Source organism: Actinokineospora auranticolor, from assembly GCF_002934265.1.
In the GTDB taxonomy this organism is placed as follows: domain Bacteria; phylum Actinomycetota; class Actinomycetes; order Mycobacteriales; family Pseudonocardiaceae; genus Actinokineospora; species Actinokineospora auranticolor.
In genome coordinates this window covers 770,706-795,986 of record NZ_PTIX01000001.1, presented here as the reverse complement: position 1 = coordinate 795,986, position 25,281 = coordinate 770,706, and the positions used below count along the sequence as shown (strand labels likewise).

General features: G+C 73.2%; 8 protein-coding genes and 1 pseudogene. All 9 read right to left on the bottom strand.

Annotation, left to right across the window (positions count from 1 at the left end):
- Positions 1-54 precede the first annotated feature (54 nt).
- A complete protein-coding gene (locus CLV40_RS03215; protein ID WP_104476650.1) occupies positions 55-4,293 on the bottom strand; it encodes a non-ribosomal peptide synthetase in 4,239 nt (1,412 codons plus the stop codon).
- Positions 4,290-4,967 (bottom strand): DUF6875 domain-containing protein, encoded by a 678-nt coding sequence (locus tag CLV40_RS03210; protein WP_104476648.1) that lies wholly within the window; start codon positions 4,965-4,967, stop codon positions 4,290-4,292. The genes CLV40_RS03215 and CLV40_RS03210 overlap by 4 nt, the downstream gene beginning before the upstream one ends.
- The gene (locus tag CLV40_RS03205; protein WP_219823888.1) at positions 4,967-6,322 is read right to left on the bottom strand and encodes an FAD-dependent oxidoreductase; all 1,356 of its coding nucleotides are present in this window, start codon (positions 6,320-6,322) and stop codon (positions 4,967-4,969) included. The genes CLV40_RS03210 and CLV40_RS03205 overlap by 1 nt, the downstream gene beginning before the upstream one ends.
- A gap of 521 nt (positions 6,323-6,843) precedes the next feature.
- A complete protein-coding gene (locus CLV40_RS03200; RefSeq protein ID WP_181043291.1) occupies positions 6,844-8,202 on the bottom strand; it encodes a cytochrome P450 in 1,359 nt (452 codons plus the stop codon).
- 5 nt (positions 8,203-8,207) lie between these two features.
- A complete protein-coding gene (locus tag CLV40_RS03195) occupies positions 8,208-9,107 on the bottom strand; it encodes an esterase/lipase family protein (RefSeq protein ID WP_104476643.1) in 900 nt (299 codons plus the stop codon).
- Positions 9,108-9,131: 24 nt separating this feature from the next.
- Positions 9,132-10,271 (bottom strand): FAD-dependent monooxygenase, encoded by a 1,140-nt coding sequence (locus CLV40_RS03190; RefSeq protein ID WP_104476641.1) that lies wholly within the window; start codon positions 10,269-10,271, stop codon positions 9,132-9,134.
- Positions 10,268-11,140 (bottom strand): SDR family oxidoreductase, encoded by an 873-nt coding sequence (locus tag CLV40_RS03185; RefSeq protein ID WP_104476639.1) that lies wholly within the window; start codon positions 11,138-11,140, stop codon positions 10,268-10,270. The genes CLV40_RS03190 and CLV40_RS03185 overlap by 4 nt, the downstream gene beginning before the upstream one ends.
- Before the next feature lie 15 nt (positions 11,141-11,155).
- Positions 11,156-12,544 (bottom strand): phthiocerol/phthiodiolone dimycocerosyl transferase family protein, encoded by a 1,389-nt coding sequence (locus CLV40_RS03180; RefSeq protein WP_181043290.1) that lies wholly within the window; start codon positions 12,542-12,544, stop codon positions 11,156-11,158.
- Positions 12,541-25,275: pseudogene (locus CLV40_RS03175) on the bottom strand (amino acid adenylation domain-containing protein); the annotation flags it as partial. The pseudogene CLV40_RS03175 and the gene CLV40_RS03180, both read right to left, overlap by 4 nt.
- Between the last annotated feature and the right edge of the window lie 6 nt (positions 25,276-25,281).

The following is a 25,281-nucleotide window of genomic DNA, read 5'->3' as shown; positions in this document are numbered from 1 at the left end:
GTGGAGCGGCGGTGGTGGGGCGAGTGGCCTCGGGTCGGCGGTTGAACGAGCCCATCAACGCACATGGGGCACCGCCGCGGTGGGGGCTGGTAGGTGGCCTGTTCGGACTAGGTGGTCTACGTAGCGGTGCAGGAGGGCCGGGTCCGCGGGTGGGCAGATGATGTCGGCGTTGGCCAGGTGGGTGTTGGTGGTGGCGCAGTCGAACTCGCGGAGGCGGAGGTCTGGGGTTGGGCCGGAGGCGGCGGCGATGGCGGCCAGGGCGGGGTTGTTCGATTCCGCTACCGCTGTGAGGAGGGCGGTGTACCACTGGGCGTAGGTGACTTCCTCGACCTGGTAGCCGTGGTCGCGGAGGGTTTGGGCGATCTCGGATGAGCTGATGGTGTTGGCGTTGTAGTAGTGGAAGTCGCGGTTGTGTGCCGATGGTTGTCGTGTCAGGTGGCCGATTGCGGTGGCTACGTGGTTGACCGGGGCCATGTCCTCGGCGACGTCGAGGTCGGGGGTCACGCCCAGGGTGGTGATCGCGCGTAGTTCGCCTGCGAACAGGTCGGTGCCGGAGCAGGCGCCGGTGCGGCTGTCGCCGGTGACGCGGGCCGGGCGGTGGATGGTGACCGGTAGACCAGCGCCCCGCGCGGCGCGGACGAGGGTGTCCGCTACCCACTTGGTTTGTTCGTAGCCGCGGTCCAGTTGCTCGGGCTGGTCCGGCAGGTCGGCTTCGGTGACGGTTCCTGCCAGGTGCAGCGGGTACACGCCTAGTGTCGACACGAAGTGCACTGGTGTGGCGCCGTGGCGGGTGGCTAGGCGGAGTACCTCTAGTGTGCCGGAGACGTTGGCGGCTTTGAGTTCCGCGTAGGACTGTGCGAAGTGGACGGTACCGCCGCAGTGGATGATCGTGTCGACAGTGCGGGAGAGGGCGTCGAAGCGGGGCTCGTCGAGGCCGAGGCGGGGGAATCCCAGGTCGCCGGGTAGTGGCACGATGCGTTCGGTGGCCGACGGTGTCCAGAGGTCGTAGGTTCGCAGTGCGTGTTCGATCCGGCTCAGGGCTTCGGGTTCGGAGTTGGCGCGTGCCAGGCAGTAGACCGTCGCGGTGGTGTGTTCCAGGGCGTCGGCGAGCAGGTAGGCGCCGAGGAAGCCGGTCGCGCCGGTCAGCAGGATCGAGGTGGGAGCGCAGGCTCGGTGCATCGCGTCCGGGGTGGGCGTGGGACGGATGTCGGCGGGGAGTGTGGCCTCTGCGCGTAGGTCGACGTGCGCGGCGGGAGAACGGTGGTCGATGATGGCGGCGAGTTCGCCCAGCGATGACGCGTCGAAGACGGCGCGTAGGGGGATGTCGATGCCCAGGGCCAGGCGGACTCGGGTGATCATGCGGGCGGCCAGCAGGGAGTGGCCGCCCAGGTCGAAGAAGTTGTCGTCCTCGCCGACGGAGTCGACGTCGAGCAGGGCGGCCCATTCAGTGGCCAGGACGCGGGCGGTGGCCGAGCGCGGGGGTGTGGTGGAGGTGGGGCGCCGCGCCGGGGCCGGGAGGGCGGTGAGATCCAGTTTTCCGTTGTGGGTCAGGGGAAAGGCGGCAATGCCGACGAACTCGGTGGGCACCAGGTACTCCGGCAGCGAGGCGCGCAGCGTCGCTCGTAGGTCGACCGGGTGGTCCGGGATGACGTAGGCCACGAGTCGGTCGTCCCGGGCGATGACCAGGGCGTCGGTGACGTCCGGGTGCGTCCGGCAGGCCGCCTCGATCTCGGCGGGCTCGACGCGGTGTCCGCGGACCTTGACCTGACGGTCCACCCGGCCGAGGAACTCCAGCGTGCCGTCCGGACGCCATCTGGCCAGGTCACCGGTGCGGTACATCCGCGACCCCGGCGGACCGAACGGGTCCGCCACGAACCGCTCGGCGGTGAGGTCGCCGCGGCCGAGGTAGCCGCGGGCGAGGGTGTCCCCGCCTAGGCACAGCTCGCCCGCCAGGCCGGTGAGTGCGGGGCGTAGGTGGTCGTCGAGGACGTATGCGCGCACGTGCGGTAGCGGCTTACCGATTGGCAGGCGTGCGCCGGGGTCGTCGCCGACGGTGGTGTGCAGGGTGGCGCAGACCGTCGCCTCGGTGGGGCCGTAGTGGTTGACCAGCGTCGCGCCGGTCATCGCCACCCACTCCCGCACGGCGGCGACGTCGACGGCGTCGCCGCCGACCATCATGGTCCGTAGTGGCGAGGGGCCTGGGACTCCGGTGGCGGCCAGGTCGTCCACCCATTTGCGCCATAGCGGCGCGGCGGTGTCGACCATGGTGATCCCCTGGTTCGTGCACAGTCGCAGCAGGTCGGCGCCGGTCAGCGCGGCCGGGTCGTGGCACAGGACCAGGGCCGAACCGCTGATCAGGGCGGGGAACACGTCGCCTGCGGAGGCGTCGAAGGTCAGCGGCGGGATCATCAGCACGCGGTCGTCGAGGCTGAACGGGTGCGCGTCGGCGAAGGCGGTGGCGAGGTTGGCCAGCGTGCCGTGCTGGACCGCGACACCCTTGGGCGTCCCGGTCGAGCCGGACGTGTAGATCACATACGCGAGGTGGTCGCGGTCGAGATCGACCGGCGGCGGTGTGTCGCGTTCGTCGGTGCCGACCGCGAGCACCGGACCGGTGAACCCGGGGAACGCCGCCGGGCGGTCGGTCACCAGGACCGCGGGGATGGCGTCGGCGAGCAGCGCGGCCAAGCGGTCGGCCGGGTGCGCGGGGTCGACGGGCAGGTAGGCGCCGCCCGCCGCGTGAATCCCGGTGATGGCCACGACGGCCTCGACGCTCGCGGAGTGCCCGAGCGCCACGATCGTCTCCGGTCCGACCCCGTGCTCGCGCAGCCGCCACGCCAGGTCGTTGGCCCGGCGGGCCAACGAGCCGTAGGTCAGCACGTTGTCGCCGTCGACCACCGCGACGGCCTCGGGAGTCGACGCCGCCCGCGCGGCGATCAGGCCGGGTACCAGCGGCGCGGGCTTGAAGTCCCCGCCGGTGGTCATGGCGCGTTCCGCGGCGGTGGTCAGGTCGACGTCGTGGACGCGGGTGTCCGGCGCGGCGACGACGGCGGCGGTGAGCCGGGCGAACCGGTCCGCGAACGACTCGATGGTCGACCGGTCGAACAGCGCGACGTCGTACTCGAGGTCCACGACGATCTCGTCGCCGGTGTCGACGGCGGCGACCGTCAGGTCCATCTTCGCGGTGCCGGACATGACGAACTCCGGCTCCGACACCTCCGCCCCGGCCAGCTCCAGCCGGGCGGACGGCGTGTTGGTCACGGTGAACCCGGTCTGGAACACCGGCGCGTGCCCCTGGCCCCGCGACGGCGCCACCTCCGCGACGATCCGCTCCAGCGGCACGTCGGCGTAGCTCATCCCGTCCAGCGCCACGTCCCGCACCCTGGCCACCAGCTCGCGGAACGTCGGGCCGCCCGCCAGCGAGGTGCGCAGCGGGATCGTGTTGACGAACAGGCCGACCAGCGGTTCCACGTCCGGGTGGGACCGTCCCGTGACGGCGGTGCCCACCACGACGTCGTCCTGACCGGTGTAGCGCGCCAGCAGCGCCTGGTACGCGGCGAGCAGCACCATGAACACCGTGCCGCCCAGCTCCGGCAGCGCCGCGCGGATCGCCGCCGCGGGCATGGTGTGCCGGTGCACGGCGCCGTCGAACGACTGCGTGGCGGGTCTGGGCCGGTCGGTCGGCAGGGCGAGCAGCTCGGGCGCGCCGCGCAGGGTGTCCACCCAGTACTGGAGAGACAGTTCGCCGAGCGGGCTCTCCGCCTCTTTGAGTTGCTCGCGGGTGAACTCGTCGTACGTCAATGGAAGCGGCGGCAGCTCGGGTGATTCCCCGCGGGTCAAGGCGGCGTAGGCGACGCCGAGTTCGGCGAACAGCACGGCCTGGGACCAGCCGTCGGTCACGATGTGGTGCAGCGTGATCATGACGTGGTGATCGTCGTCGGCGCGGCGTAGGACGAGGACGCGCAGGAGCGGGCCGGTCGACAGGTCGAACGGGCGGCGCGCCTCGTCGCGCATCAGCCGCCCGGCGTCGGCAGGGTCCACCGTGATCACCCTGAAGTCCGCGGAACCGTTGGGGCGCACGATCTGCACCGGTTCGCCGTCGTGGTCCGCGAAGACCGTGCGCAGCGCGCCGTGCCTGGCGACGAGAACGTCGACCGCGGCGCGCAGCGCCACCAGGTCGAGCGGGCCGCGCACCCGGACCGCGGCCGGGACGTTGTACAGCGCCGAGCCCGGGTACAGCGAGTCGAGGAACCACATCCGCCGCTGCGCGAAGGACTGGGGCGCGGTTTCCGTCACAGTGCCACCTGTTCGCGGACGAGTGCGCGCACCATCGCCTCGCGGACGGACGCGGGCAACTCGCTCGCGAACCGGCGCAGGTAGGCCGAGGCGTGGTCGCGGTTGGCGGTGAGGAACGGGAAGTCCGTCGGCACCATGTGCCGGATCGCCAGCAGCGGCACGGGGCTGCGCAGCGGGCGGAACTCCGGGTTCCACAGGCCGCCCTTGTCGGGCGGGCCGTCGTGGAACTCGCCGATCATCAGGCCGCGGTCGACGTAGTCGGACTTGAGCGCCTCCTGCGAGCCGTCGATCATCCGGTCGACGTCCTCGGTGCGCAGGTCGGGGAACAGCACCAGGATCGTGGTCAGCTGGGCCGGGCCCGCCGAGGTCGGCGCGAGTTCGAGGAACCAGTCCCGGTACGGCAGCACCGCGTCGGCGACCGCGCGCGGGTCGGCCGGTCTACCGGGGTAGACGGTCAGGTAGAACCGGCCCCGGTCCAATGAGGACTGGACGAACGGGCACACGCTGCCCCGCCTGCCCAGGCTCTCGTGCGGCCGGGTGAGGTACTGCCGGGCCCAGTCCAGGACTGTGCGCAGCGGCGCCCGGTAGGGCGTCATGGACGGCGGGAGGAGGTCGTCCTCGATATCGCCGACCTCGAGCAGGATCCGCTCGGGGTCGTTGGCACTGGTGAGCATCATTTCCCCTGGCGCGACAAACGGTGGATCAGAAGGGTTCCGGCGGCGGCGGTCGCGCAGGCGAGCCAGGCCAGGGTCGCGTTCTGCCTGCGGGAGCGGCGCAGCGCCTCGGCGTAGGGCGTCGTGGTGTGCGAGATCATCGTGTAGAGCGGCACCCACCGGCGGCCGAGCAGCCGGTTGAGCGCGAGGTCGGCCTTCTTGCGGGCGAGGAACAGCGGCGACGACAGCCGGTCGCGCAGCTCGACGAAGTTCGCCGCGGACAGGTCCGCCAGCACGTCGGTGTCCGCCTTGCGGATCGCCTGGTACTCGGCGAACGCGGCGGCGTGGTCGGCCGCGTTGCGGTCGAGGCAACCGTCGAGGATCACGCAGTCCTCGAACGCGGAGTTCATGCCCTGCCCGTAGAACGGGTAGACGGCGTGGCAGGCGTCGCCGAGCAGCACGACCCGGCCGCGCCAGTGCCACGGCGCGGTGCGCACGGTGACCAGGTGGCCGGTGGGTTGACTGAGGAACTGCTCGACCACGTCCGGGACCAGCCCGGTCAGGTCGGGGAACCGTGCGGTGATCATGGCGCGGACCGCGTCGGGGGTGCGGAGCGCGTCGAAGCCGCCGGGGCCGGTCAGGGGGAGGAAGATCGTGCCGGTGAGCGAGCGGTCGGCGTTGGGGTGCGCGACGACGAGGCCGCCGTCGGCGGGCCACACGTGCAGCGACTCCGGGTCCGCGCGCCGGTCACCGGGCGCCCCAGCCGCGATGGACAGTTCCTTGTAGCCCCAGGGCAGGAACTCCTGGTGGTAGTCGGCCGGTTCGCCGCGCTGCATCCGCGCCCGCACGGTGGAGAACGCGCCGTCGGCGCCGATGACGGTGCCCGCCTCGACCACCGCCCCGTCCTCGAACCGCAGGGTCACGGCGCCGTCCGCCTTGTCGAGGTCGGCCAGCCGCGCGTCGAAGCGCAGCGCGACACCGGCGGACTCGGCGGCGTCGAGGAGGACGACGTTCAGGTCGTGGCGGAGCACCGAGCGCAGGATCTGGTCGTCGCTGGTGCCGTACGGGTGGTAGCCGAGGTCGCCGTCGGGCAGGTGCACGACCCGGCCGCGCATGGGCGCGGCGTGCGCGAGCACCCGGTCGAGGAGACCGGCGTGCCGCAGGGCGTTGATCCCCCGCTGCGACAGTCCCAGGTTGATCGAACGCCCCTCGTCGCCCGCGCCGAGCCGCGGGTCGGGTCGGCGCTCGAACACCCGTACCCGGTACCCGCGCCGCGCGAGCAGCACCGCCATGAGGCACCCGGACAACCCGGCCCCGACCACGGCGACATCCCGGATATCCCGACCGCCCGAGGCATCCGGCGATCCCGCACCCATTGACGCCCCTCTCCTCCGTACGACGCGCCACCCGCGTGCGGTTCCTCGGAAGTATCCATGAGCGACGCCCAAACAGATTGCTCCGATAATTGGAATCGCATTGCCCTTTTCGGCCTAGCGCGCGGATTTCGGGCGGGAGTGGTGCGCGACCATTCGGCCGACGAGGACCGACGGGGCTCCCGGCCCGACAGTCGGCCTTTCGGCTCTGACCTGGGTGTCGAGGGAACGACCGTCTCGGACTGGCCGGTCCGGTTAGCCAAGATGGGGGAACACGCAGGCAGCAGAGCCCCAAGCGGGGGCGGGTGTGCCGCGCGACACCTTCGGGCGGACCTCGGGGACGCCCGGGATGGCCTCGCGTCCACCCCGGGCGCCACCGCGCCGACCCGGGCGTTTCCACGAATCGCATTCACGTGTCGGGTCGGGACTCGACCGGGTTTCGACCATTTCGGCGACGCGCCGCGGCTATACCGGGCGCCGTGCGGATATGCGGAAACTTTGACCCCTAAAGAGACCGGGAATTGTCACCGGGCCGAAGTCCGGCGGCGGGTGACGCGGGCTTTGGTGCCGTGTTTCGGGACGAGGACGATGTTGCGCATGGTCTGGGGTTCGTCGCGGGGGTGGGTGGGGTGGATGTCCACCTGGCGCAGGACGGTCCGGAGGATGACGTCCATCTCCACCTGGGCGAGGACGGCGCCGAGGCACCGGTGGACGCCGCCGCCGAAGGGGAGGAAGGCCTTGGTGGGGACGGCCGGGTCGAACCAGCGCTCGGGGTCGAAGGTGTGGGGGTTGGGGCCCCAGGTCTCCGGGTCGGTGTGCAGGGCCGCGAGGGAGGGCCAGACGAAGGTGCCCGCGGGGATTCGGTGGCCGCCGAGATCGGTGGGTCGGGTGGTCTTTCGGCCGACGTTGTAGCTGACGGGGCGGAGGCGGAGGGTTTCCTTGATGACGGCGGTCCGGTAGTCGTCCTTGTCGTCGTCCAGGCCGTCGCGGAGTCTGGCCAGGACGGCGGGGTGGCGCAGCACTCGTTCGAACATCCAGGCGGAGGCTACGGCGGTGGTCTCGTAGCCGCCGGTCAGCAGGGTGAGGAGTTCGACGCGGACCAGGTCATCGTCCGGTTCGCCGTCGAGGAGCATGGCGAGGACGTCCGGGCGGGCGTCGCGGTCCGGGTCGGCGCGGCGGCGCGCGATCTCCTCGTACAGCAGGGTGTCCGCGTGCTCCAACGCCTCGACGGCGCGGCGCCAGGGGCCGTGGTCGGCGAGGCGGGGCCAGGTCCACATGAGCATGTCGAGGACCTTCACGTCGATGACCCGGTGCAGCGCCTTGATCAGCCGCTCCGCGCGGGCGGGGTCGTCGACACCGAGCACTACTTTGACGATGACGCGGAGGGTCAGCCTGCGCATGCCCTCCACCAGCTTGAACGTCCTGCCGACCGGCCAGGAAGCGACCTCGTCCGAGGCCAGTCGCTCCATGATGGACACCGCGCGGGCGACGCGTTCGCCGTGCAGTGGCGGGGTCATGCGGCGGCGTTCCCGGCGGTGCGGTTCGCCGTCCAAGGCGAGGACCGTGCGGGCGCCGAGCAGCGGGACGAAGAGGGCGTTGTTCTCCGCGACGGGGAACAGGTCCGGGCCGCCCAGTGCCACTCTGCGGACGTCCGCCGGATCGCAGAGCACGACGACCTCACCGAGCGGGGCGGTACGTATGAGGAACGTGTCGCCGTACCTGCGTTGCAGTGCCGGGAAATACGTGTTCCGACTCCCCCACACCCGAACCGACTGGTAGGCCAGGGGCGCGCGCGGGCCGGGTGGCAGGGACTCGCCGGGGCCCGGGATCGGGCGCCGGATGTCGGGCTTCCAGTTCCGCAGCCGATCGACGACGGAGGTCACCGCGATCACGTCCAGCCCGGGAAGTAGGGGTCGACCCGGAACGCTGGGACCGGAACCGCGTTCGCGGGGTCCAGGGCGTTGAGCACGTGCAACCACGCGCGCTCGTTGTAGATGATGCTCGCGTGCTCCGAGTAGTCGTCCGGGCAACCGTCCTGGAGCAGGATGTTGGTGACGTTGTCGCCGTCCAGGAAGGCCCTGGTGTACGGGGTGACGATCTGGTCGTGCTCGGTCATGATCACGGTGTAGGCGGGACCGGGTCGCGTGTCGCCGTCGCCGTAGATCAGCTCGACGGTCTCCGAGCCGACCGCGCCCTGGTCGGCGAGCGGGAACAGCTTGCGGGACAACAGGTGGTACGAGCGCGGGAACACGTTGCGGAACACCCACGTGAGGGTGCTGAACGACACGCCGTGGTTGGAGGGGGCGATGGAGATGGCCTTGTCCACGTCGGGATAGCCCTCCAGGACGTTGAGGTAGTACTGCATCAGCAGTCCCCCGCCACCGGAGTGGCCGACCAGGTCGACCTTGTCCACACCGGTCAGTTCCTTGATCCGCTCGACCTCCTCCGCCAACTGCTCGGCGCTGTGCCGCAGGTCGGCGTTGCCGCAGAACGGGACGTCCAGCGTGCCCGCCCACTTCGGCCTGCCCCAGTTGAAGGTGAACACGCAGTACCCGTGGTTGCGCAAGAACGGCGCGCCCGCCTGGAAGTTGAACGACTGGTTGGACATGAACGCGTGCAGCAGCAGCACCGGGCGCGGGTGCTCGGGCGTCGGCGCGAAGTGCGGGTCGTTGGCGCCCGGCGGCGGTTTGCTCGGCGTCCACCACGCGCGGACGCCCGCGCGCATGTCCCACGGCACCGGTAAGGCGCCCGTGCCCGGCCGACTCCCCGGTCCCTGCTCCTCGGTCATGGTGTTCCCTTCGGTGCGCCCGGCTCAGGCCGGGAGGTCGTATCGCATGGGGGCGAGGTTGCCGCGGCGGACGACCGCGCGCGGCGCGTGCTTGATGGCGAGGTCGCGCAGGGCGACCGCGAGCGGGTTGGCCAGTTGCTCGACGCGGCTGAGCCGCCGGGACGCGGCGACGAGCGCGCGGACCCGGTCTCGGCGGGCGCGCTCGTACGCACGCAGCCCGGTGACCGGGTGGTCGGCCGCCGCGAGCGCGTGGGCGAGGTGGTAACCGTCCTCGATGGCCGAACCGGCGCCCTGGCTGAGGCTGGTCAGCATCGGGTGCGCGGCGTCGCCGACGAGCGTGACCGGTCCCTCGCCAGGCTGGTCGCGGAACGCGCGATCCTGGGCCGGTACCGCGACGATGTCCTCCGGCGGCGTGCGCCGGACGATGTCGACCACCTCCGGCGCCCAGCCGTCGAAGCAGCGCAGGACCTCCGGCTTGCCGCCGCTCCGGCGCCCGGCGGGGACGTTCATGGTCCCCCACCAGTAGGCGTCGCCGCCGCCGATGTCGAGCAGCCCGAACCGCTTGCCGCGGCCCCAGTAGTGCGCGGCGGCGCCCGGGGGCAGGTTCGGGTGGGTGAACGGCACGGTCGCGATCCAGCACACGTAGCCGTACTCGTTCACCGGTTCCGGCCCGAACAGCTGACCGCGCACCACCGACCGGATGCCGTCCGCGCCGACCAGCACGTCCGCCGACCGCATCCGCCCGTCGAGGGTGATCGCGGTGACCCCACCGGCCACGCGGTCGAACCCGACGACGTTCGCGCCGTAGTGGACCGCCGTGTCGCCGAGCGCGGCCCGCAACGCCGTGATCAGGTCGTGCCGACGCACGTTGACCACCGGCGCGCCCAGTTCGACGGCGATGGACGCGATCGGCAGCTCCCGCATCGGCTTGCCGGACGGCGTGCGCAGGCTGAACCGCTCGCACACCCGCCCGACACCGGACGCGGCGAGGTCGACCCCGAGCGCGCGCAGCACCTTCGAGGCGTTGCACGCGACACCGAGCCCGCCGCCGGACGTGCGCTCCCCCGGCGCGGACTCCAGCACCTCCACCTCGATCCCCCGCGCGCGCAACGCGAGGGCCGCGGTGAGGCCGCCGACACCCGCGCCGACCACGATCGCCTTCACCCCGCCACCACCGAACCGCTCGGCACCGGGTCCGTGCGGAACTGGCGCCGGATGACCGCGTCGAGCGCGCGGTCCGGCAGCAACCGGGCCGCCAGCGACGCTGCCCACGAGTCCGGGCCCACGCGGTACCGGGTGCGGGGTCGCCGAGCCGTCATGGCGTGCACGACCGCGCGGGCCACGGCCTCGGGCCGGGTCCGGCTCTCCCGGGCGCGCTTGTCGTTGAGCGCGACGAACTCGGCGAACCGCGCCCGGTACCGCGCGGCCACCTCGTCGGGCACCCCGTCCAGCGCGCGCTCGGCGCCGGTGGCCACCTTCGACCAGATGGGCGTCATCACCGCGCCGGGCTCGACGACCGAGACCGACACCCCGAGCGGCGCCACCTCGCGGCGCAACGCGTCCGAGACGCCCTCCTTGGCGAACTGGGACGCCGCGTACGCGCCGAGGTAGGGCGCGGCGACCCGGCCGATGCCCGAGCTGATGTTGACCACGCGCCCGTCGTGGCCGCGCAGCAGCGGCAGCAGCCGCTGGACGAGGGCGATCACGCCGACGACGTGCACCTCCAGCTCGGCGCGCAGGTCCTCGAGCGGGACGCACTCCAGTGGCGCGGTCACGCAGATGCCCGCGTTGTTCACCAGCCCGCGCAGCCCGCCGTACTCCGCGCGCACCAGCTCGCCGACCGCGCGCACGGACTCGTGCGAGGTGACGTCCAGCGTCACCGGCCGCAGCCGGGGGTGGACCCGTGTGAGACGTTCAGCGCTCGCCGCCGACCGGACCCCGGCCAGCACGGTGTGCCCGGTGTCGGCCAGGGCCAGGGCGGTGACTTCGCCCAGGCCCGAGGACGCACCGGTGATCAGCACTGGCTCGTTCATGGTGCCCTCCCGGGGTCACAGGGCGGCGAGAACTGTCCACAGGGCCCGGTCGGCGATGAGCTCCGCCCGTTCCCCGGTGACCGCGCCGTCCACGTAGGTGAAGTTCCAGTGCAGCGAGTCGTGGCTGGTGTTGACCGTCGCCACCAGGTAGCCGCTGATCGAGATCCCGGCGGCGAACTGCGCGCCGGACAGCCGCCACCCGCCGACGCGGTCGGGGAAGGCGTAGCGGCCGACGTTGGACAGGCACACGTTGCCCGGCCCCACGCGGTCGACCATCGCCACGGCCTTCGCGCTCTCCCCCACCGAGCGCGGCGACAGCAGCCGCAGCATCGACACGAGCGCCAGGTGGTGGTGGAACCGCCTGCTGCGCTTGAGGGTCCGGAACGCGCCACGCGCGGCGGTCCACAGGTCGATGGCGGGCCCGACGCGGATGTAGGACGGCACGGTCGCGACGTAGGCGCCCGCGTCACCCGGCTCGACCGGTGGGACGAGTTCGGCGCGGAAGTCGACCGGCGACCCGATGGACACCCGCAGCGTCTTCGCGGTCGGTTCGACGCTGGCGACCGCGACGGCCATGGCGGTGGCCAGGGCGCTGTGCACGGTGACGCCCTCGGCGCGGCACCGGTCGGTCAGCCGCGCGAGTTGCTCGGCGTCGAGTTCCCGGCGGATGAGCCGCGAGCGCCTGCGTTCGGGGGCGACCGGGGTGACCGGCGCGAGCCGCCGGGGTCGGGCGACGGCGGTCGTGATCCGGTCGGCGACCACCGACGCCACCAGGTGCGCGGTGCGCGGCACGCCGTTGATCCGGCGCGGCAGCAGCTCCTCCGGTGGCGGCAGCGGCGCGCGGGTGCGGGCCGGTTCGACGGCCGCGGCGCGGGACCGCCCGGTCGCGGCCAGTTCGACCAGCCCGCGCAGCAGGGCCAGCGCGGTCGTGCCGTCGGCGATCACGTGGGACACCGTCAGGATGAGGTCGTGGGTCTCCTCCGCGCTGCCCGGCGCGCCGCGCGCGACGTCGACGACGCGGGCCAGCGGCCCGGACCGCCAGTCCAGCGGCTCGACGAGTTCCACGTCGTCGACCTCCCGCTCCCACCGGTCGACGTCGAGCCGGTCCGCGCACACCGTGCGGAGGGGCAGGCGGTCGTGGCGGGCGCCGACGAAGCACGGGTGGCTGCCGTCGGGGTCGGCGTCGATGGCCACGCGCAGCAGCGGGTGCTCCTCGGCCAGCCGGGCGCACGCGCGGGCCAGGTCGTCGCGGGTGCACGCGCCCTCGACGCGCACGCGGGCGACGACGTTGAGCGGGGACAGCTGGTCGCACACCCAGTACCAGCGCTCCATCGGGCTCAGCCGCCGCCGGATCCGGCGCGGGTTCGCCCTGGTGGTCGTGGGCCTCGTGGTGGTCTCGGTCATCCCGCCACCTCCATCTCGATCGGGTTCGCCGTGTCCGCGCGCTCCAGCGCGGCGCCCAGGTGCCCGGCGAGGACCCGGGCGTGCGGGGCGGTCATCATGGACAGGTGGTCGCCGGGCACGCGGTGGGCGCGCACGGGCCGGTCGGTCCAGTGCTGCCAGCCGTTGGTGGGGCTGTCGGCCACGCCGCCGAAGCGGCGGTGCGCGTCGGCGAGCCCGCTCGGCGGTTTGTCGGCGGCGCGCAGCAGGAGCAGGTCGGGTGGGACGCTGGTGACGCGGTAGTCGACGGTGGCGCGGTAGTGGGCGCGGAAGACGTCGAAGAGCCTGCGCAGCAGTCGTGGTGAGCCGTCGTGGGGCAGCACGCCGAGGTCGACGGACCTGGTGAACAGGGTGTCGAAGAGCCGGTCGGTGTCCGGTTCGGACAAGTCGAGCCGGGTTTCCGCGGCGCCGGTGGTGGACCAGAGGAGTTCGCGGAAGAAGAGTTCGACGAGTTCGCGGTCGTCGATCAGGGCTCGGGGTCCCTCGCCGAGCGCGACGGTGTCGAGGAGCGTGACCGAGGCGAGGGCGGCGTGGCCGAGTTGGCGGGCGATCTCGATGGCGACGTACCCGCCGAAGGACCAGCCCGCGAGGTGGAACGGCCCTTCGGGGTGGACGCGGCGGATGGCGTCGATGTAGGTCGCGGCCAGGGCTTCCATGGTGGACAGCGGGGTGGTGCCGGGTTCGGCGCCGGGTGCCTGGAGGCCGTGGACGGGTCGGCCCGGGGGCAGGTGGTCGACTAGTTCGCGGTAGCACAGGACGGTGCCGCCGATGGGGTGGATGAGGAACAGCGGCGTCCGGTCGCCGGTCTCGCGCAGCGGCACGACCGGGTCGAAGCCGGTCCCGGAGCCGTCCCGGCGGATCAGGGTGGCGAGGTCGCGGGCGGTCGGCGCGGCGCGGAAGGCGCGCAGCGGGATCTCGACGCCCCAGCGGCGGGCGACGGTCATGGCGACCCGGGTGGCGCCGATCGAGGTGCCGCCCGCCGCGAAGAACTCCGCGTCGACGGCGAGGGCGTCCACTCCGGCGAACTCGGCCAGCACCGCCGCGACCGATCGCTCCAGTTCGTCGCCTGACGCCGACCCGGGGGTGGCGGGCGCGCGCAGCGCGGCGTCGTCGCGTTTGCCGCTCGGCGTGCGCGGGATGGCGTCGACCAGGTGGAATCGCGACGGAACCAGGTGCGCGGGCAGTACCTCCGCCAACGCTGCCTTGATCGCCGTGACGTCGATGTCGCCGACGAGGTACGCCTCCAACACCGAGTCCGCGCCGCCGAGCGCGCGGGCCACGACCGCGACCTCCTCGACACCGGGGAGCGCCAGGACGGCCAGCTCCACTTCGGCGGGTTCGACCCGGTAGCCGCGGACCTTGACCTGGCCGTCCTGCCGTCCGAGGCAGGCGATGGTCCCGTCGGGCAGGGCGATGCCGAGGTCGCCGGTGCGGTAGCGGACCCGGCCGCCCGGCCCGGCGACGAACCTCCGCGCGGTGAGCCCGGGTCGGTTCTCGTAGCCCCGCGCCACGCACGGGCCCTCCACGTAGATCTCGCCCCGCACCCCCGGCGCCACCGGCGCCAACCGCTCGTCGAGCAGCACCACGGTCGTACCCGTGATCGCGGTCCCGATCGGCGGCAGCGACGGGTACTCGGCATCGGACAACGGGTGCGCGGTGACGACATGGGTCTCGGTCGGCCCGTACTGGTTCTCCAGCGTCCGGCCCGCGCACAGCTCCCGGATCTCGGGGGTGATCCGCAACTGCTCCCCCGACGACACGATCGTCCGCAGCGACGCGGGGGCACCGCGCCCGGCGGCGGCCTCCGCAAGGGCTTGGAGCGCGACATACGGCAGGAACACGCGGTTGACGCCGTCGAGGGCGTCGAGCAGGGCCGGGATGTCCCGGCGGGCCTCGTCGTCGATGACGCGCAGGGTTCCGCCGCCGCAGAGGGTGGAGAAGATCTCCTGGAACGACACGTCGAAGCCGAGCGGGGCGAACTGGGCGGTCACCGCGCCGACGGCCCCGGTGGGGCGGCGGTTCTGCCACGCGATGAGGTTGGTGAGGGCCCGGTGCGGGAGCGCGACGCCCTTGGGTTCGCCGGTGGAGCCGGAGGTGAACAGGACGTACGCGGTGTCCTCCGGGTGCGGCCGGGGCAGCGGGACGACCTCGGTGGGCGCGGCGAGCAGCGGTGCCGGGTCGGTGATGGTCGACCAGGGGCGGGCGATGTCGGCCATGGCGCGCGACCGGGCCGCCGGGTAGGACGGGTCGAGCGGCACCACGGCGGCACCGGCGCGGAGCACACCCAGCACGACCGCGACGAGCTCGGCCGAGCGGGGCAGGCTGAGCGCGACCCGCGCGCCGCGCGGCAGGCCCCGGTGGAGGAGGTTCTGGGCGACGGTGTCGGCGGCGGTCGACAGCGCGCGGTAGTCCCAGGTCCCGCCCGCGTCGACCACCGCGGTGGCGTCCGGTCGCACGGCGGCGACGTGCGCGACCTGGGTGGCGACGTCGTCGGCCTGGGCCGCGGCGAGGTCGACGGCGCGATCGGGGTGGCGCACGATCTCGGCCAGCGCGGCGATGAGGGCCTGCCCGAACCGGGCGCACTGGTCCGCGCCGAGGGTGTCCGCGCTGACGCGGAGGAACAGGCCGCCGCGCGGGTCGAGGACGGCGGTGGTGAGGAGCGCGAAATCGGTCTCCTCGCGCACGGTGACATCCACCAGCTCGATCTCGACCAGGACCGCGTCGAAGGCGTGGTAGTCGACGAAGTTGAACGCGGTCTCGAACACCGGTCCGCCGCGTTCGGCCACCAGGTCGCTGATCGGGTACCGGCGGTGCGGCACGGCCTCGCGCTCCCAGCGGACGACGTGCGTCACCACGTCCCGCCAGGTCTTCGGCGCGTTGTCGACGCGCACGGGCACGGTGTTGAGGAACAGCCCGGCGCAGCGGTCGGCGTCGGCGCGGTCCGGGCGGGTGTGGGTGACGCAGCCCGTCACCACGTCGTCCACTCCGGACAGAGCCCGCAGCGCCAGGCAGTGCGCGGCCAGCAGCACCGACTTCACCGGCACCCGCGATGCCCTGGCGAACCGGTCGACGCAGCCCTCCAGCCAGGCCGGGACCGCGACGACCCGGTCGCGTCCGGGTTCGGTGATCACGTGGGCGCGGGTGGATTCGATCGTGGTCGGTTCGGCGCCGTCGAGGACGCGTGCCCAGAAGGCGCGGGTGGCCGGGTCCTGGCGGGCCGCGCGTTCGGCGTGGGCGTGGTCGGCGAGCAGGGCGGTCGGGAGCGGACCGGGTTCGGCGGCGATGTCGGAGCTCAGGTGCGCGAGGTAGTCGGCGAGGAGGTCGCTGACCAGGGTGGCGACGCTCCAGCCGTCGAGGATGGCGTGGTGGAAGTGGAACACCAGGTCGGCCTCGCCGTCGCGGACGAACACGCGCGTGCCGTGCAGCGCGGTCGGTGGGCCGTCGTCCAGCAGCGGGTAGCGGGTGCGGTGGCGCCCCTCCAGGTACGCCTCGACATCGCCCGCGTCGGTGATCTCCAGTGTCTCGGGCAGGTCCGGGAACACGACCTGCAACGGCGTGGAGCGGCAGGTCAGGTCGAAGGTGGAGCGCAGGGCCGGTTGCGACCGAACCATGCGGCGGTGGGCGTGCCGGAAAGCGTTTTCGTCCCAGGGCATGCGCAGCCGGTAGTGGAAGACGTCCTTGTAGCGCGGTGAATCGGCGCTGTGCAGGCTGTGGAAGAGCATGCCCAGTTGCAGGCGGGACGCGGGGAACGCGTCCTCGGCAGCGCGCAGCGCGGGTCGGTCGAGCAGCGGGACGAGGTCGAACGGCTCCCGCGCGGGTGCGGGGGTGTGCGTGCCGATCCGGGCGGCGAGCCCGGCGATGGTTGGTTGCGCGTAGAAGTGGTCGATGTCGAAGGCCAGGCCGCGGTTCTCGGCCTCGGTGCGCAGCCGCAGCACCAGGATCGAGTCGCCGCCGACGGTGAAGAAGTCGTCGTGCACGTTGAACCCGGACGTCCCGAGCACCTCGGCCCACACCTCCGCCAAGGCGCGCTCGATCGGGTCGGACGGCTCACTGCCCGCCGCGCGGTGCCGCACGGCCGGGAGTGCGGCACGGTCGACCTTGCCGTTGCGGGTCAAGGGGAACCTGGGAACCGGGATGAACTCGGAGGGCACGAGGTAGGGCGGCAGCCACTGGCCCAGGATGTCCACAAGGGACTTCACCAGGCCGGTGTCGCCTTCGTCCCGCGGAACGACGTAGGCGACGAGCCGGGTGCCCTCCTCCGGGAGCACGACCGCCGCTTGGACACCGGGGCAGCGGGTCAGCGCCGTCTCGACCTCGCCGAGTGACACCCGGTTGCCCCGCACCTTGACCTGGTCGTCGGTGCGCCCCAGGTACTCCAGTGTCCCGTCGGCCAGCCACCGGGCCAGGTCGCCGCTGCGGTAGCGGCGGCCCAGCTCGGCGTCGACGGCGAATACCTCGTCGGTGCGGGCCCGCTGCCCCAGGTAGCCCCGTGCGACCGCGACACCAGCGATGGTCAGCTCCCCGGGGACGCCGATCGGGCAGCGGCGGCCGAGCGGGTCCAGCACGAGCAGCGCGGTGTTGTCGATCGGCCTGCCCAGCGGGACACGGGTGATCGGGCCGGTGGCGGGGACGTCGTGGGCCGAGACATCGATGGCCGCTTCCGTTGGCCCGTACAGGTTCACCAGCTCGACGCCCGGCAGCGCCGCGCGGAACCGCAGCGCCAGCTCCGGGCTCAGCGCCTCGCCGCTGGCGAACACCCGGCGCAGGGTGCGGACCTGGTCGGGCGCGGTGCGGACGTGGTCGAGGAACGGGCCGAGCATCGACGGTACGAAGTGGACGATCGTCACACCGTGCCGGTGGATGGCGGCGCCGAGCGCGCGGGGGTCGCGCTCGGCGCCCACGGCCGCCACCACGACGCGCGCCCCGGCCTGGGCCCACCACAGCAGCTCCCAGACCGACACGTCGAAGGTGGCGGGGGTCTTGTGCAGCACGACGTCGTCGGCGCCGAGCGGGTAGGCGCGCTGCGCCCACGCGAGCCGGTTGACCACCGACCGGTGCTCGACCATCACGCCCTTCGGCACGCCGGTGGACCCCGAGGTGTAGATGACGTACGCGAGGTCGTTCGGGTTCGTAGCGCTGTCAACGGGTTCGGCCTCGGTGGCGTCGACGGTGACGTGCTCGATGCCGAGTTCGGCGAGCAGGTCGGCGAAGTCGTCGCCCGCGATGGCGACGCGGGCGCGGCAGTCGGCGAGGATCGTGCGGACGCGGGCGGGCGGGTAGGTCGGGTCGATCGGCACGTACGGGGCACCTGCCGCGTGCACGGCGTGGACAGCGATGAGGTGTTCGGTGGAGCGCGGGAGGAGGATCGGGATGGGGCCGGTGCCGTCGAGTTCACGCGCGAGACCCGCGACGCGGCGGGCGAACTCGTCGTAGGTGAGGGTGGTGCCGTCGGCGGCGATGACAGCGGTGCGGTCGGGGACGCGGGCCGCCTGGTAGGCGAAGAGCCGGTCGAGCGTGGTGTCGGCGTGGGTGGCGGTCGACGGCTGTTCGAACGCGCCGAGCCTGGCGGACTCGTCGGAGGTGAGGACCGGTAGCGACTTCAGGGGCTGGTCAGGTGCCTTGAGCGCTTCGGTCAGCAGGACGGTGACGTGCCCGATGGCGGCCTCGACGGTGAAGTCGTCGTCGAAGATGTCGTCGGCGTAGAAGACGTCGACCTCCAGCGAGCCGTCGGCGTCGTCCTCGCGGACGACGATGTTGACCGCGTCCAGGGAGTAGCCGGAGGACAGCACGGTGCCGTCGGCGGAGGAGCCGGGGATGTAGGAGTAGGTGACGTCGAACAACGCGCGTCCCGGGTGGCCTTCCTCGGGCAGCGCGGAGAGCAGGTCGCCGAGGGTGAACCGCTGGCGGGCCGTGAGGTCCCAGACGCCGTCGCGGACCCGGTCGGCGAGGTCGAGGAGGGACAGGTCCTCGTCGACCGGGACGTGCAGCGGGAGGATGTTGGTGACGTCCGACATCGTCGCCAGCTCTTCCGGCGTCGCGCGGTTGAGCAGCGGCACGCCGAGCACGATGTCGCCTTCGCGGTGCAGGCGCCGCAGGTAGACCGCGAGCGCGGCGGCGGTCACGGAGAACACCGACCGCCCGGTGTCGCGCGCTTTCGCCGCGGCCTCAGCGGGGATCCGGGTGGACCAGCGGCGGCGCCGGTGTTCCCGCACGGTCGACGTCCGCCTCAGCAGCGCGGGTTCCAGGTCGGCGGTGGCGGCGACGAGCGCGTCCCGGTCGGCGCGCCAGTCGGCGGAGACCCGGTAGTCCTGGTCGGCGGCAGCGAGGTCGAGGCAGCTCGGCGCGGGCTCGAAGTCCCGTTCGCCCCGGTAGCGGCGGCGGATCTCGTCCAGCGCCAGGTTGATGCCCCAGGCGTCGGCGACGACGTGGTGGAAGCGGCAGTACACGATCAGCGAGTCGCGGTCGTCGAGCAGGATCGCGGTCCGCACCAGTTCGCCGTCCAGCGGGATGACGGTCGCGGTCGTCCGCTCGATCCAGTCGAGGCACGCCCGCACCGGGTCCACGCAGTCCATAAAGGACACGACTTCGATCTCACCGTAGTCCGCGACCGCGCGCTGGGTCATCTCCCCGCTGTCCACGCGCAGCCGCATCGCGTCGTGGCGGTCTGCCGTGGCGCGAACGGCCGCACGCATCCGTTCCACGTCAACGGGTCCGGGGACGCGCAGGTAGCCGCTGGGTTGAGCGAGCGGGAGATCCGGGTAGGCGAGCGCGGTGGTGGCGACATCGCGCTGGTAGCGGGTCAACGGTACGACCTCGGCCCGTGGCGTGTGGGCCGTCTCGGCCGGGGCGATGAGGGTGCGCAGGTGGGCGGCGAGCGCGGCCGGGGTCTTGTGGTCTAAGACGACGGTGGTGGGCAGGGGCAGGTCTGTGGCCTTCTTGAGCCGGTTGCGGAACTCGACGGCACCGAGGGAGTCGAACCCGATGGACTTGAAGTCCGCGTCCGGGTCGACCGCGTCCGGCGAGTCGTGCCCCAGCACCGTCGCCGCCACGCCGCGCACCAGGTCGAGCAGCTGGTCGGGCGCCAGTCCCGCGCGTTTCCGCGAGGTGCTCGCCGCGCGCCGGGTCGGGCGGGCGAAAGCACGCAGGACCGGCGGCAGGTCCGCGCCCGGTCGGATGTCGAGGCGGGCGGGGACGAGGGCGCCGCGGCCGTGGCGGAGGGCGGCGTCGAACAGGGCCAGGCCCTCGGCGGTGGACAGGGCGGCGAACCCGGTGCGGCGCAGGCGGGCGTGGTCCTGGGCGTCGAGGTGGCCGGTCATGCCGGAGCCGTCGGCCCACAGGCCCCAGGCCAGGGTGGTGGCGGGGAGGCCGCGTTGGCGGCGGTGCGCGGCCAGGGCGTCGAGGAAGGTGTTGGCGGCGGCGTAGTTGGCCTGGCCCGCCGAGCCCAGGACGCCCGCGGCGGAGGAGAACAGCACGAACGCGGCCAGGTCGTGGTGCCGGGTGACGTGGTGCAGGGCGATGGCGGCGTCGACCTTGGGCCGGAAGACGCGGTCGACGCGCTCGGGCGTCAGGTCGGTGGCGATCCCGTCGTCGAGGACCCCGGCCGCGTGCACCACGGCCGTGAGCGGGACGTCGTCGAGCAGGCGGGTCAGCGCGTCGCGGTCGGCCACGTCGACAGCGGCGATCGTGACGCGGGCGCCGAGCGCTTCGAGGTCGGCGGCGAGGTCGCCCGCGCCGGGCGCGTCGGGTCCTCGGCGGCTGAGCAGCAGGAGGTCGCGGATGCCGTGCGCGGTCACCAGGTGCCGGGCCAGCAGCGCGCCCAGGGTGCCGGTGCCGCCGGTGATCAGGACGGTGCCTGCGAGCGCGCGGGGCAGGGTCAGGGCGAGTTTGCCGGTGTGGCGGGCCTGCCCGAGGGTGGTGAGCGCGTCGTGGGTCTGCCGCACATCCCGGACCGACACGGGCAGCGGCCGGAGGGCGCCGGATACGAACAGGGGCAGCAGTTCCGCGTACACGGCCCGGGTCTCCTCGGGTCCGTCGAGGGTCAGGTCGAACGCGGTGTACTCGATGTCCGGGTGGTCGGCCGGGTCGCGCGGGTCGGTCTTGCCCAGTTCGACGAACCGACCGCCGGGCCGCAGCAGCGCCAGCGAGGCGTCGACGAACTCCCCCGCCAGGGAGTCCAGCACGACGTCCACGCCCGGGAAGCGGTCGCGGAAGGCGGTGGTGCGGGAGTCGCCGATGTGGTCGTCGTCGAACCCGAGGTCGCGCAGCACCGGCCACTTCGGGGTGCTCGCGGTGGCGAACACCTCCGCGCCGACGTGCCGGGCGAGTTGGATCGCCGCCATCCCCACGCCACCCGTGGCGGCGTGCACCAGGACCCGATCGCCGGGACCGAGCCGGGCCAGGTCACGCAACGCGCGGAACGCGGTGAGGAAGGCGGCGGGCATGGTGGCGGCCTGGGCGGCGGACCAGGTCGCGGGGTAACGCGTGAGGTAGCCGTGGTGGCGGACCACGAGCGGGCCGACACCGAGGAACGTGCCCGCCACGTGGTCGCCGACGGCGAGCGCGGTGACGTCCGGGGCCACTTCGACGACCACGCCCGCGCCCTCGTTGCCGAGGTCGACGTCCGGGTCGGGGTAGCGGCCGTAGGAGATCATCACGTCGCGGAAGTTGAGACCGACGGCGCGCACCGCGATCCGCACTTCGCCCGGCCCCAGCGGTCGGGACGCCTCGGGCCAGGCGGTGAAGGCCAGGTTCGCGGCGTCGAGGGTGCCATCGCCCTGGGTGCGCAGCCGCCAGTCGGGGGTGGTGACGCGGTCGAGGCCGCCGATGGCGTGCCGGTCGGCGCGGGCGACGCGCGGGACGAGGAGCGTGCCGCGGCGTACGGCGAGTTGAGGTTCACCGGCGGCGAGCAGGGCGGGGACGTGGTCGTGCCAGGTGTTCCGGTCGTCGAGGTCGGCGAGGACGATCCGGCCGGGGTTCTCGGTCTGCGCGCTGCGCAGGAGCCCCCAGACGGCGGCGTGGGTGAGGTCTGGGACGTCCTCGCCGTCGTCGGTGGCCACGGCGCGGTGGGTGAGGACGAGGAGGGTTTCGCGGTCCGAGTCGAGGAAGACGCGGACGACGTCGAGGACTTCCGTGACGGCCTGCCGTGCGCGTTCGGGGAGGTCGCCTGCGGGGGTGTCGAAGCAGCGGAGGACGGCGGCGCGGGATTCGGTGGGCCACGCGGCCCAGTCGATGTCGTTGGGGGCCGGGGTTTCCGCGCGTTGCCAGTCGAGGGCGTAGAGGGAGTCGGTGGTGGTCCGGAGGCGGTCGCGGGTGATGGGCAGCAGGGTCAGCGACTCGACCTCGCACACCGGCCTGCCTTCCGGGTCGGCAAGATGGAGGCGGTAGCGGTCGGGGCCGGTCTCCCGGATGTGGACGCGCAGCGCGGTGGCGCCGACGGCGTGCAGGCGGACCCCGGACCAGGAGAACGGGAGCCGAACGCAATCGGGGTCGGTGGCGGGGTCGAGGTACGCCAAGGCGTGCAGGGCGGCGTCGAGCAGGGCCGGGTGCAGGGCGAACCCTTCGGCGTCGGGGAGGGCGACCTCGGCGAACACCTCCTTGTCGCGTCGCCACACGGCCCGCAGTCCCTGGAACACCGGCCCGTACTCGTAGCCGCGCGCGGCCAGGCGCTGGTAGCTGTCGGCGATGTCGGCGGACTCCGCCTCCGGCGGCCAGGGACGGGAGTCCGGGGTGGGAATGGCTTCGGCGGTCAAGCTTCCCTCGGCGTGCTTTGTCCACTTGGGCCGGTCGCCTGGTGCGGTCTCGGGCCGGGAGTGCACGCGGAGTTCGCCGGAACCGTCGACGACGATCCGGATAGCCACGGTGTCGGTGATGACCAAGGGCTCGTGCAGCACCAACTCGGACAGGGCAGGCAGTCCGATCCGCTCCCCCACCCACAGCGCCAGCTCGGCCAGTGCCGCGCCGGGCAGCAGCACGACGCCGTTGACGGCGTGGTCGGCCAGCCAGGGGTGCGTGGACAACGACAACGTGCCGCCGAACTGGAATCCGTCGTGTTCGGGGTGGTCCTGCGCGGAGTCCAGCAGCGGGTGCTCGACCCCCTGGGCGCGGTGCGCGAGGTCGGGGGCCAGCCAGTACCGCGTGCGCTGGAAGGCGTACGTGGGCAGGTCGACCAGGGTTGGCCGGTGCTCGGCGAGGTACCGGGACAGGTCCAGCGGGCCGCCCGCGACGTGCGCCTCGGCGACGGAGGCGAACAGCCGCCGCGGGCCGCCCTGCTCGCGGCGGAGGCTGCCGACGACCACGCCGCGCTCGAGCGCGTCCTCGATGCCGTAGGTCAGCACGGGGTGCGCGCTGACCTCGATGAAGAACCGGTGCCCCCGCTCGTGCGCGAGGCGCACCGCGCTCTCGAACTCGACGGGCGCGCGCAGGCCGCGGTACCAGTAGGCGGCGTCGAGCGCGGTGCCGTCGAGCGGCGCGGCGGTCACCGTGGACAGGAACTCGACGTCGGCGGGCCGGGGCCGGATGTCGGCGACGGCGGCGCGGATGGCGGCTTCGAGGGGTTCGACGTGCGGGGAGTGCGAGGCGTAGTCGACGGGGACGCGGCGGGCCCGGATGCCTTCGAGGTCGCAGGCGCGCAGGATCTCGTCCAGCGCCCCCGCGTCGCCGGAGAGCACCGTGGCGCGGGGTCCGTTGACGGCCGCGACGCCGACGCGGTCCGACCACGGCTCGATCAGCCGGGTCGCGTCGTCGACGTCCAGCGGCAGCGACACCATGCCGCCGGTGCCCGCGATCGCCACGATCGCCTTGCTGCGCAACGTGACCACCGCCGCCGCGTCGCGCAGGCTCAGCGCCCCGGCGATGTGCGCGGCGGCGATCTCGCCCTGCGAGTGCCCGATCACCGCGGCGGGCCGCACGCCGAGGGACTCCCAGCAGCGGGCCAGCGACACCATCACGGCGAACAGGGCGGGCTGCACGACGTCCACGCGGTCAAGGGCGCCGGGTTCGCCGCTGAGGACGTCGAGCAGCGACCAGTCGACGAACTCGCCGAACGCGCGGTCGCACGCCTTGATCTGCTCGGCGAACACCGGGCTGGTGGCCAGGAGTTCGCTCGCCATGTCCGTCCACTGTGAACCCTGGCCGGGGAAGACGAACACGACCCCGCCTTCGGTGTCGGCCTTCCCGGTGACGGCACCCGTCAGGTCGCGGAGCCCCTCGACGGCCTCGGTGTGGTTGCCCGCGACGAGAACCGCCCGGTGGTCGAGGCGCGCGCGGTGAGCGGTGAGGGTGTGGGCGACGTCGACCAGGGACAGGGTCGGGTTGGCTTCGAGGTGGTCGGCGAGCCGGGTCGCCTGGTCGTGCAGCGCCGCCTCGGACTTGGCGGAGAGGACGAGCGGGACCACGGGGTCGGCGGCGCGGGTGGGGCGGGTTCGGCCGGGTGGGGCCTGTTCGACGATGACGTGCGCGTTGGTGCCGCTGATGCCGAAGGACGACACGGCCGCGCGGCGCGGGCGGCCGCGGTCCGGCCACGGGGTCGGGTCGGTGGGGATCTCGACGGTGCCCGCGGACCAGTCGACGGCGTCGGTGGCCCGGGTCAGGTGGCGGGTGCCGGGGACCTCGCCGCGCCGGATGGCCTCGACGACCTTGATCACGCCCGCGACCCCGGAGGCGGCCTGGGTGTGGCCGATGTTCGACTTCACCGAGCCGAGCAGCAGCGGGGTCGCCCGGGGCCGGTCGACGCCGTAGGTGGCGAGCAGGGCGCGGGCCTCGACGGGGTCGCCGACCCGGGTGCCGGTGCCGTGCGCCTCCACCAGGTCGACGTCCGCCGGGTCGAGGCCCGCGTCGGCGAGCGCGTCGAGGATGACCCGCCACTGCCCGGCCTGGCTGGGCGCGGAGAGGCCGTCGGAGGCGCCGTCCTGCCCGATCGCGGTGCCGCGCAGCACCGCGAGCACGGTGTGGCCGCGCCGGTGGGCCTCGGTCAGGGTTTCCAGGACGAGCACGCCCGCGCCCTCGGACACGCCGAACCCGTCGGCGTCGGCGGAGAAGGGTTTGCTGAGGCCGTCCGGGGCGAGCGCGCCGAGTGCCGAGAAGCCGACGAAGATGCTGGGCGCGCAGACCACGTTCGCGCCGCCGGCGAGCGCGAGGCCGCAGTCGCCCGCGCGCAGCGCCCGGACCGCGAGGTGGATGGCGGTCAGGGAGGAGGAGCAGGCGGTGTCGACGGTGACGGCCGGTCCCTCGAGTCCGAGGGTGTAGGAGACGCGGCCGGAGGCGACGCTGGGGGTGGTGCCGGTGGTGAGGTGCCCGGCGTGCTCGGGGTTCCCGGCGTAGACGCGGGGGCCGTATTCCTGGGCGACGACGCCGAAGTACACGCCGGTCCGGGTGCCGTGCAGGCCGGTCGGGTCGATGCCCGCGTGTTCGAGGGCCTCCCAGGAGGTCTCCAGCAGGATCCGCTGCTGCGGGTCCATGGCGAGCGCTTCCCGGGGGCTGATGCCGAAGAACGCGGCGTCGAAGTCGCCCGCGTTGTCCACGAAGGACGCGGCGCGGACGTACGTGCCGGTGTCGAGCGCGGCGAGGTCCCAGCCGCGGTCGGCCGGGAAGCCCGGTGTCGCGGCGCACCCGCCCGCCGCGATGAGGTCCCAGAGGTCGCTCGGCGAGGCCACGGTGCGCGGGTAGCGGCACCCGATGCCCACGACCGCGACCGGTTCCGGCTC

Coding starts and splice junctions, on each gene's coding strand:
- CLV40_RS03210 (WP_104476648.1), bottom strand. CDS start 4,967: ATGCTCACCAGTGCCAACGACCCCGAGCGGATCCTGCTCGAGGTCGGC.
- CLV40_RS03185 (WP_104476639.1), bottom strand. CDS start 11,140: ATGAACGAGCCAGTGCTGATCACCGGTGCGTCCTCGGGCCTGGGCGAA.
- CLV40_RS03205 (WP_219823888.1), bottom strand. CDS start 6,322: ATGGGTGCGGGATCGCCGGATGCCTCGGGCGGTCGGGATATCCGGGAT.
- CLV40_RS03195 (WP_104476643.1), bottom strand. CDS start 9,107: ATGACCGAGGAGCAGGGACCGGGGAGTCGGCCGGGCACGGGCGCCTTA.
- CLV40_RS03180 (WP_181043290.1), bottom strand. CDS start 12,544: ATGACCGAGACCACCACGAGGCCCACGACCACCAGGGCGAACCCGCGC.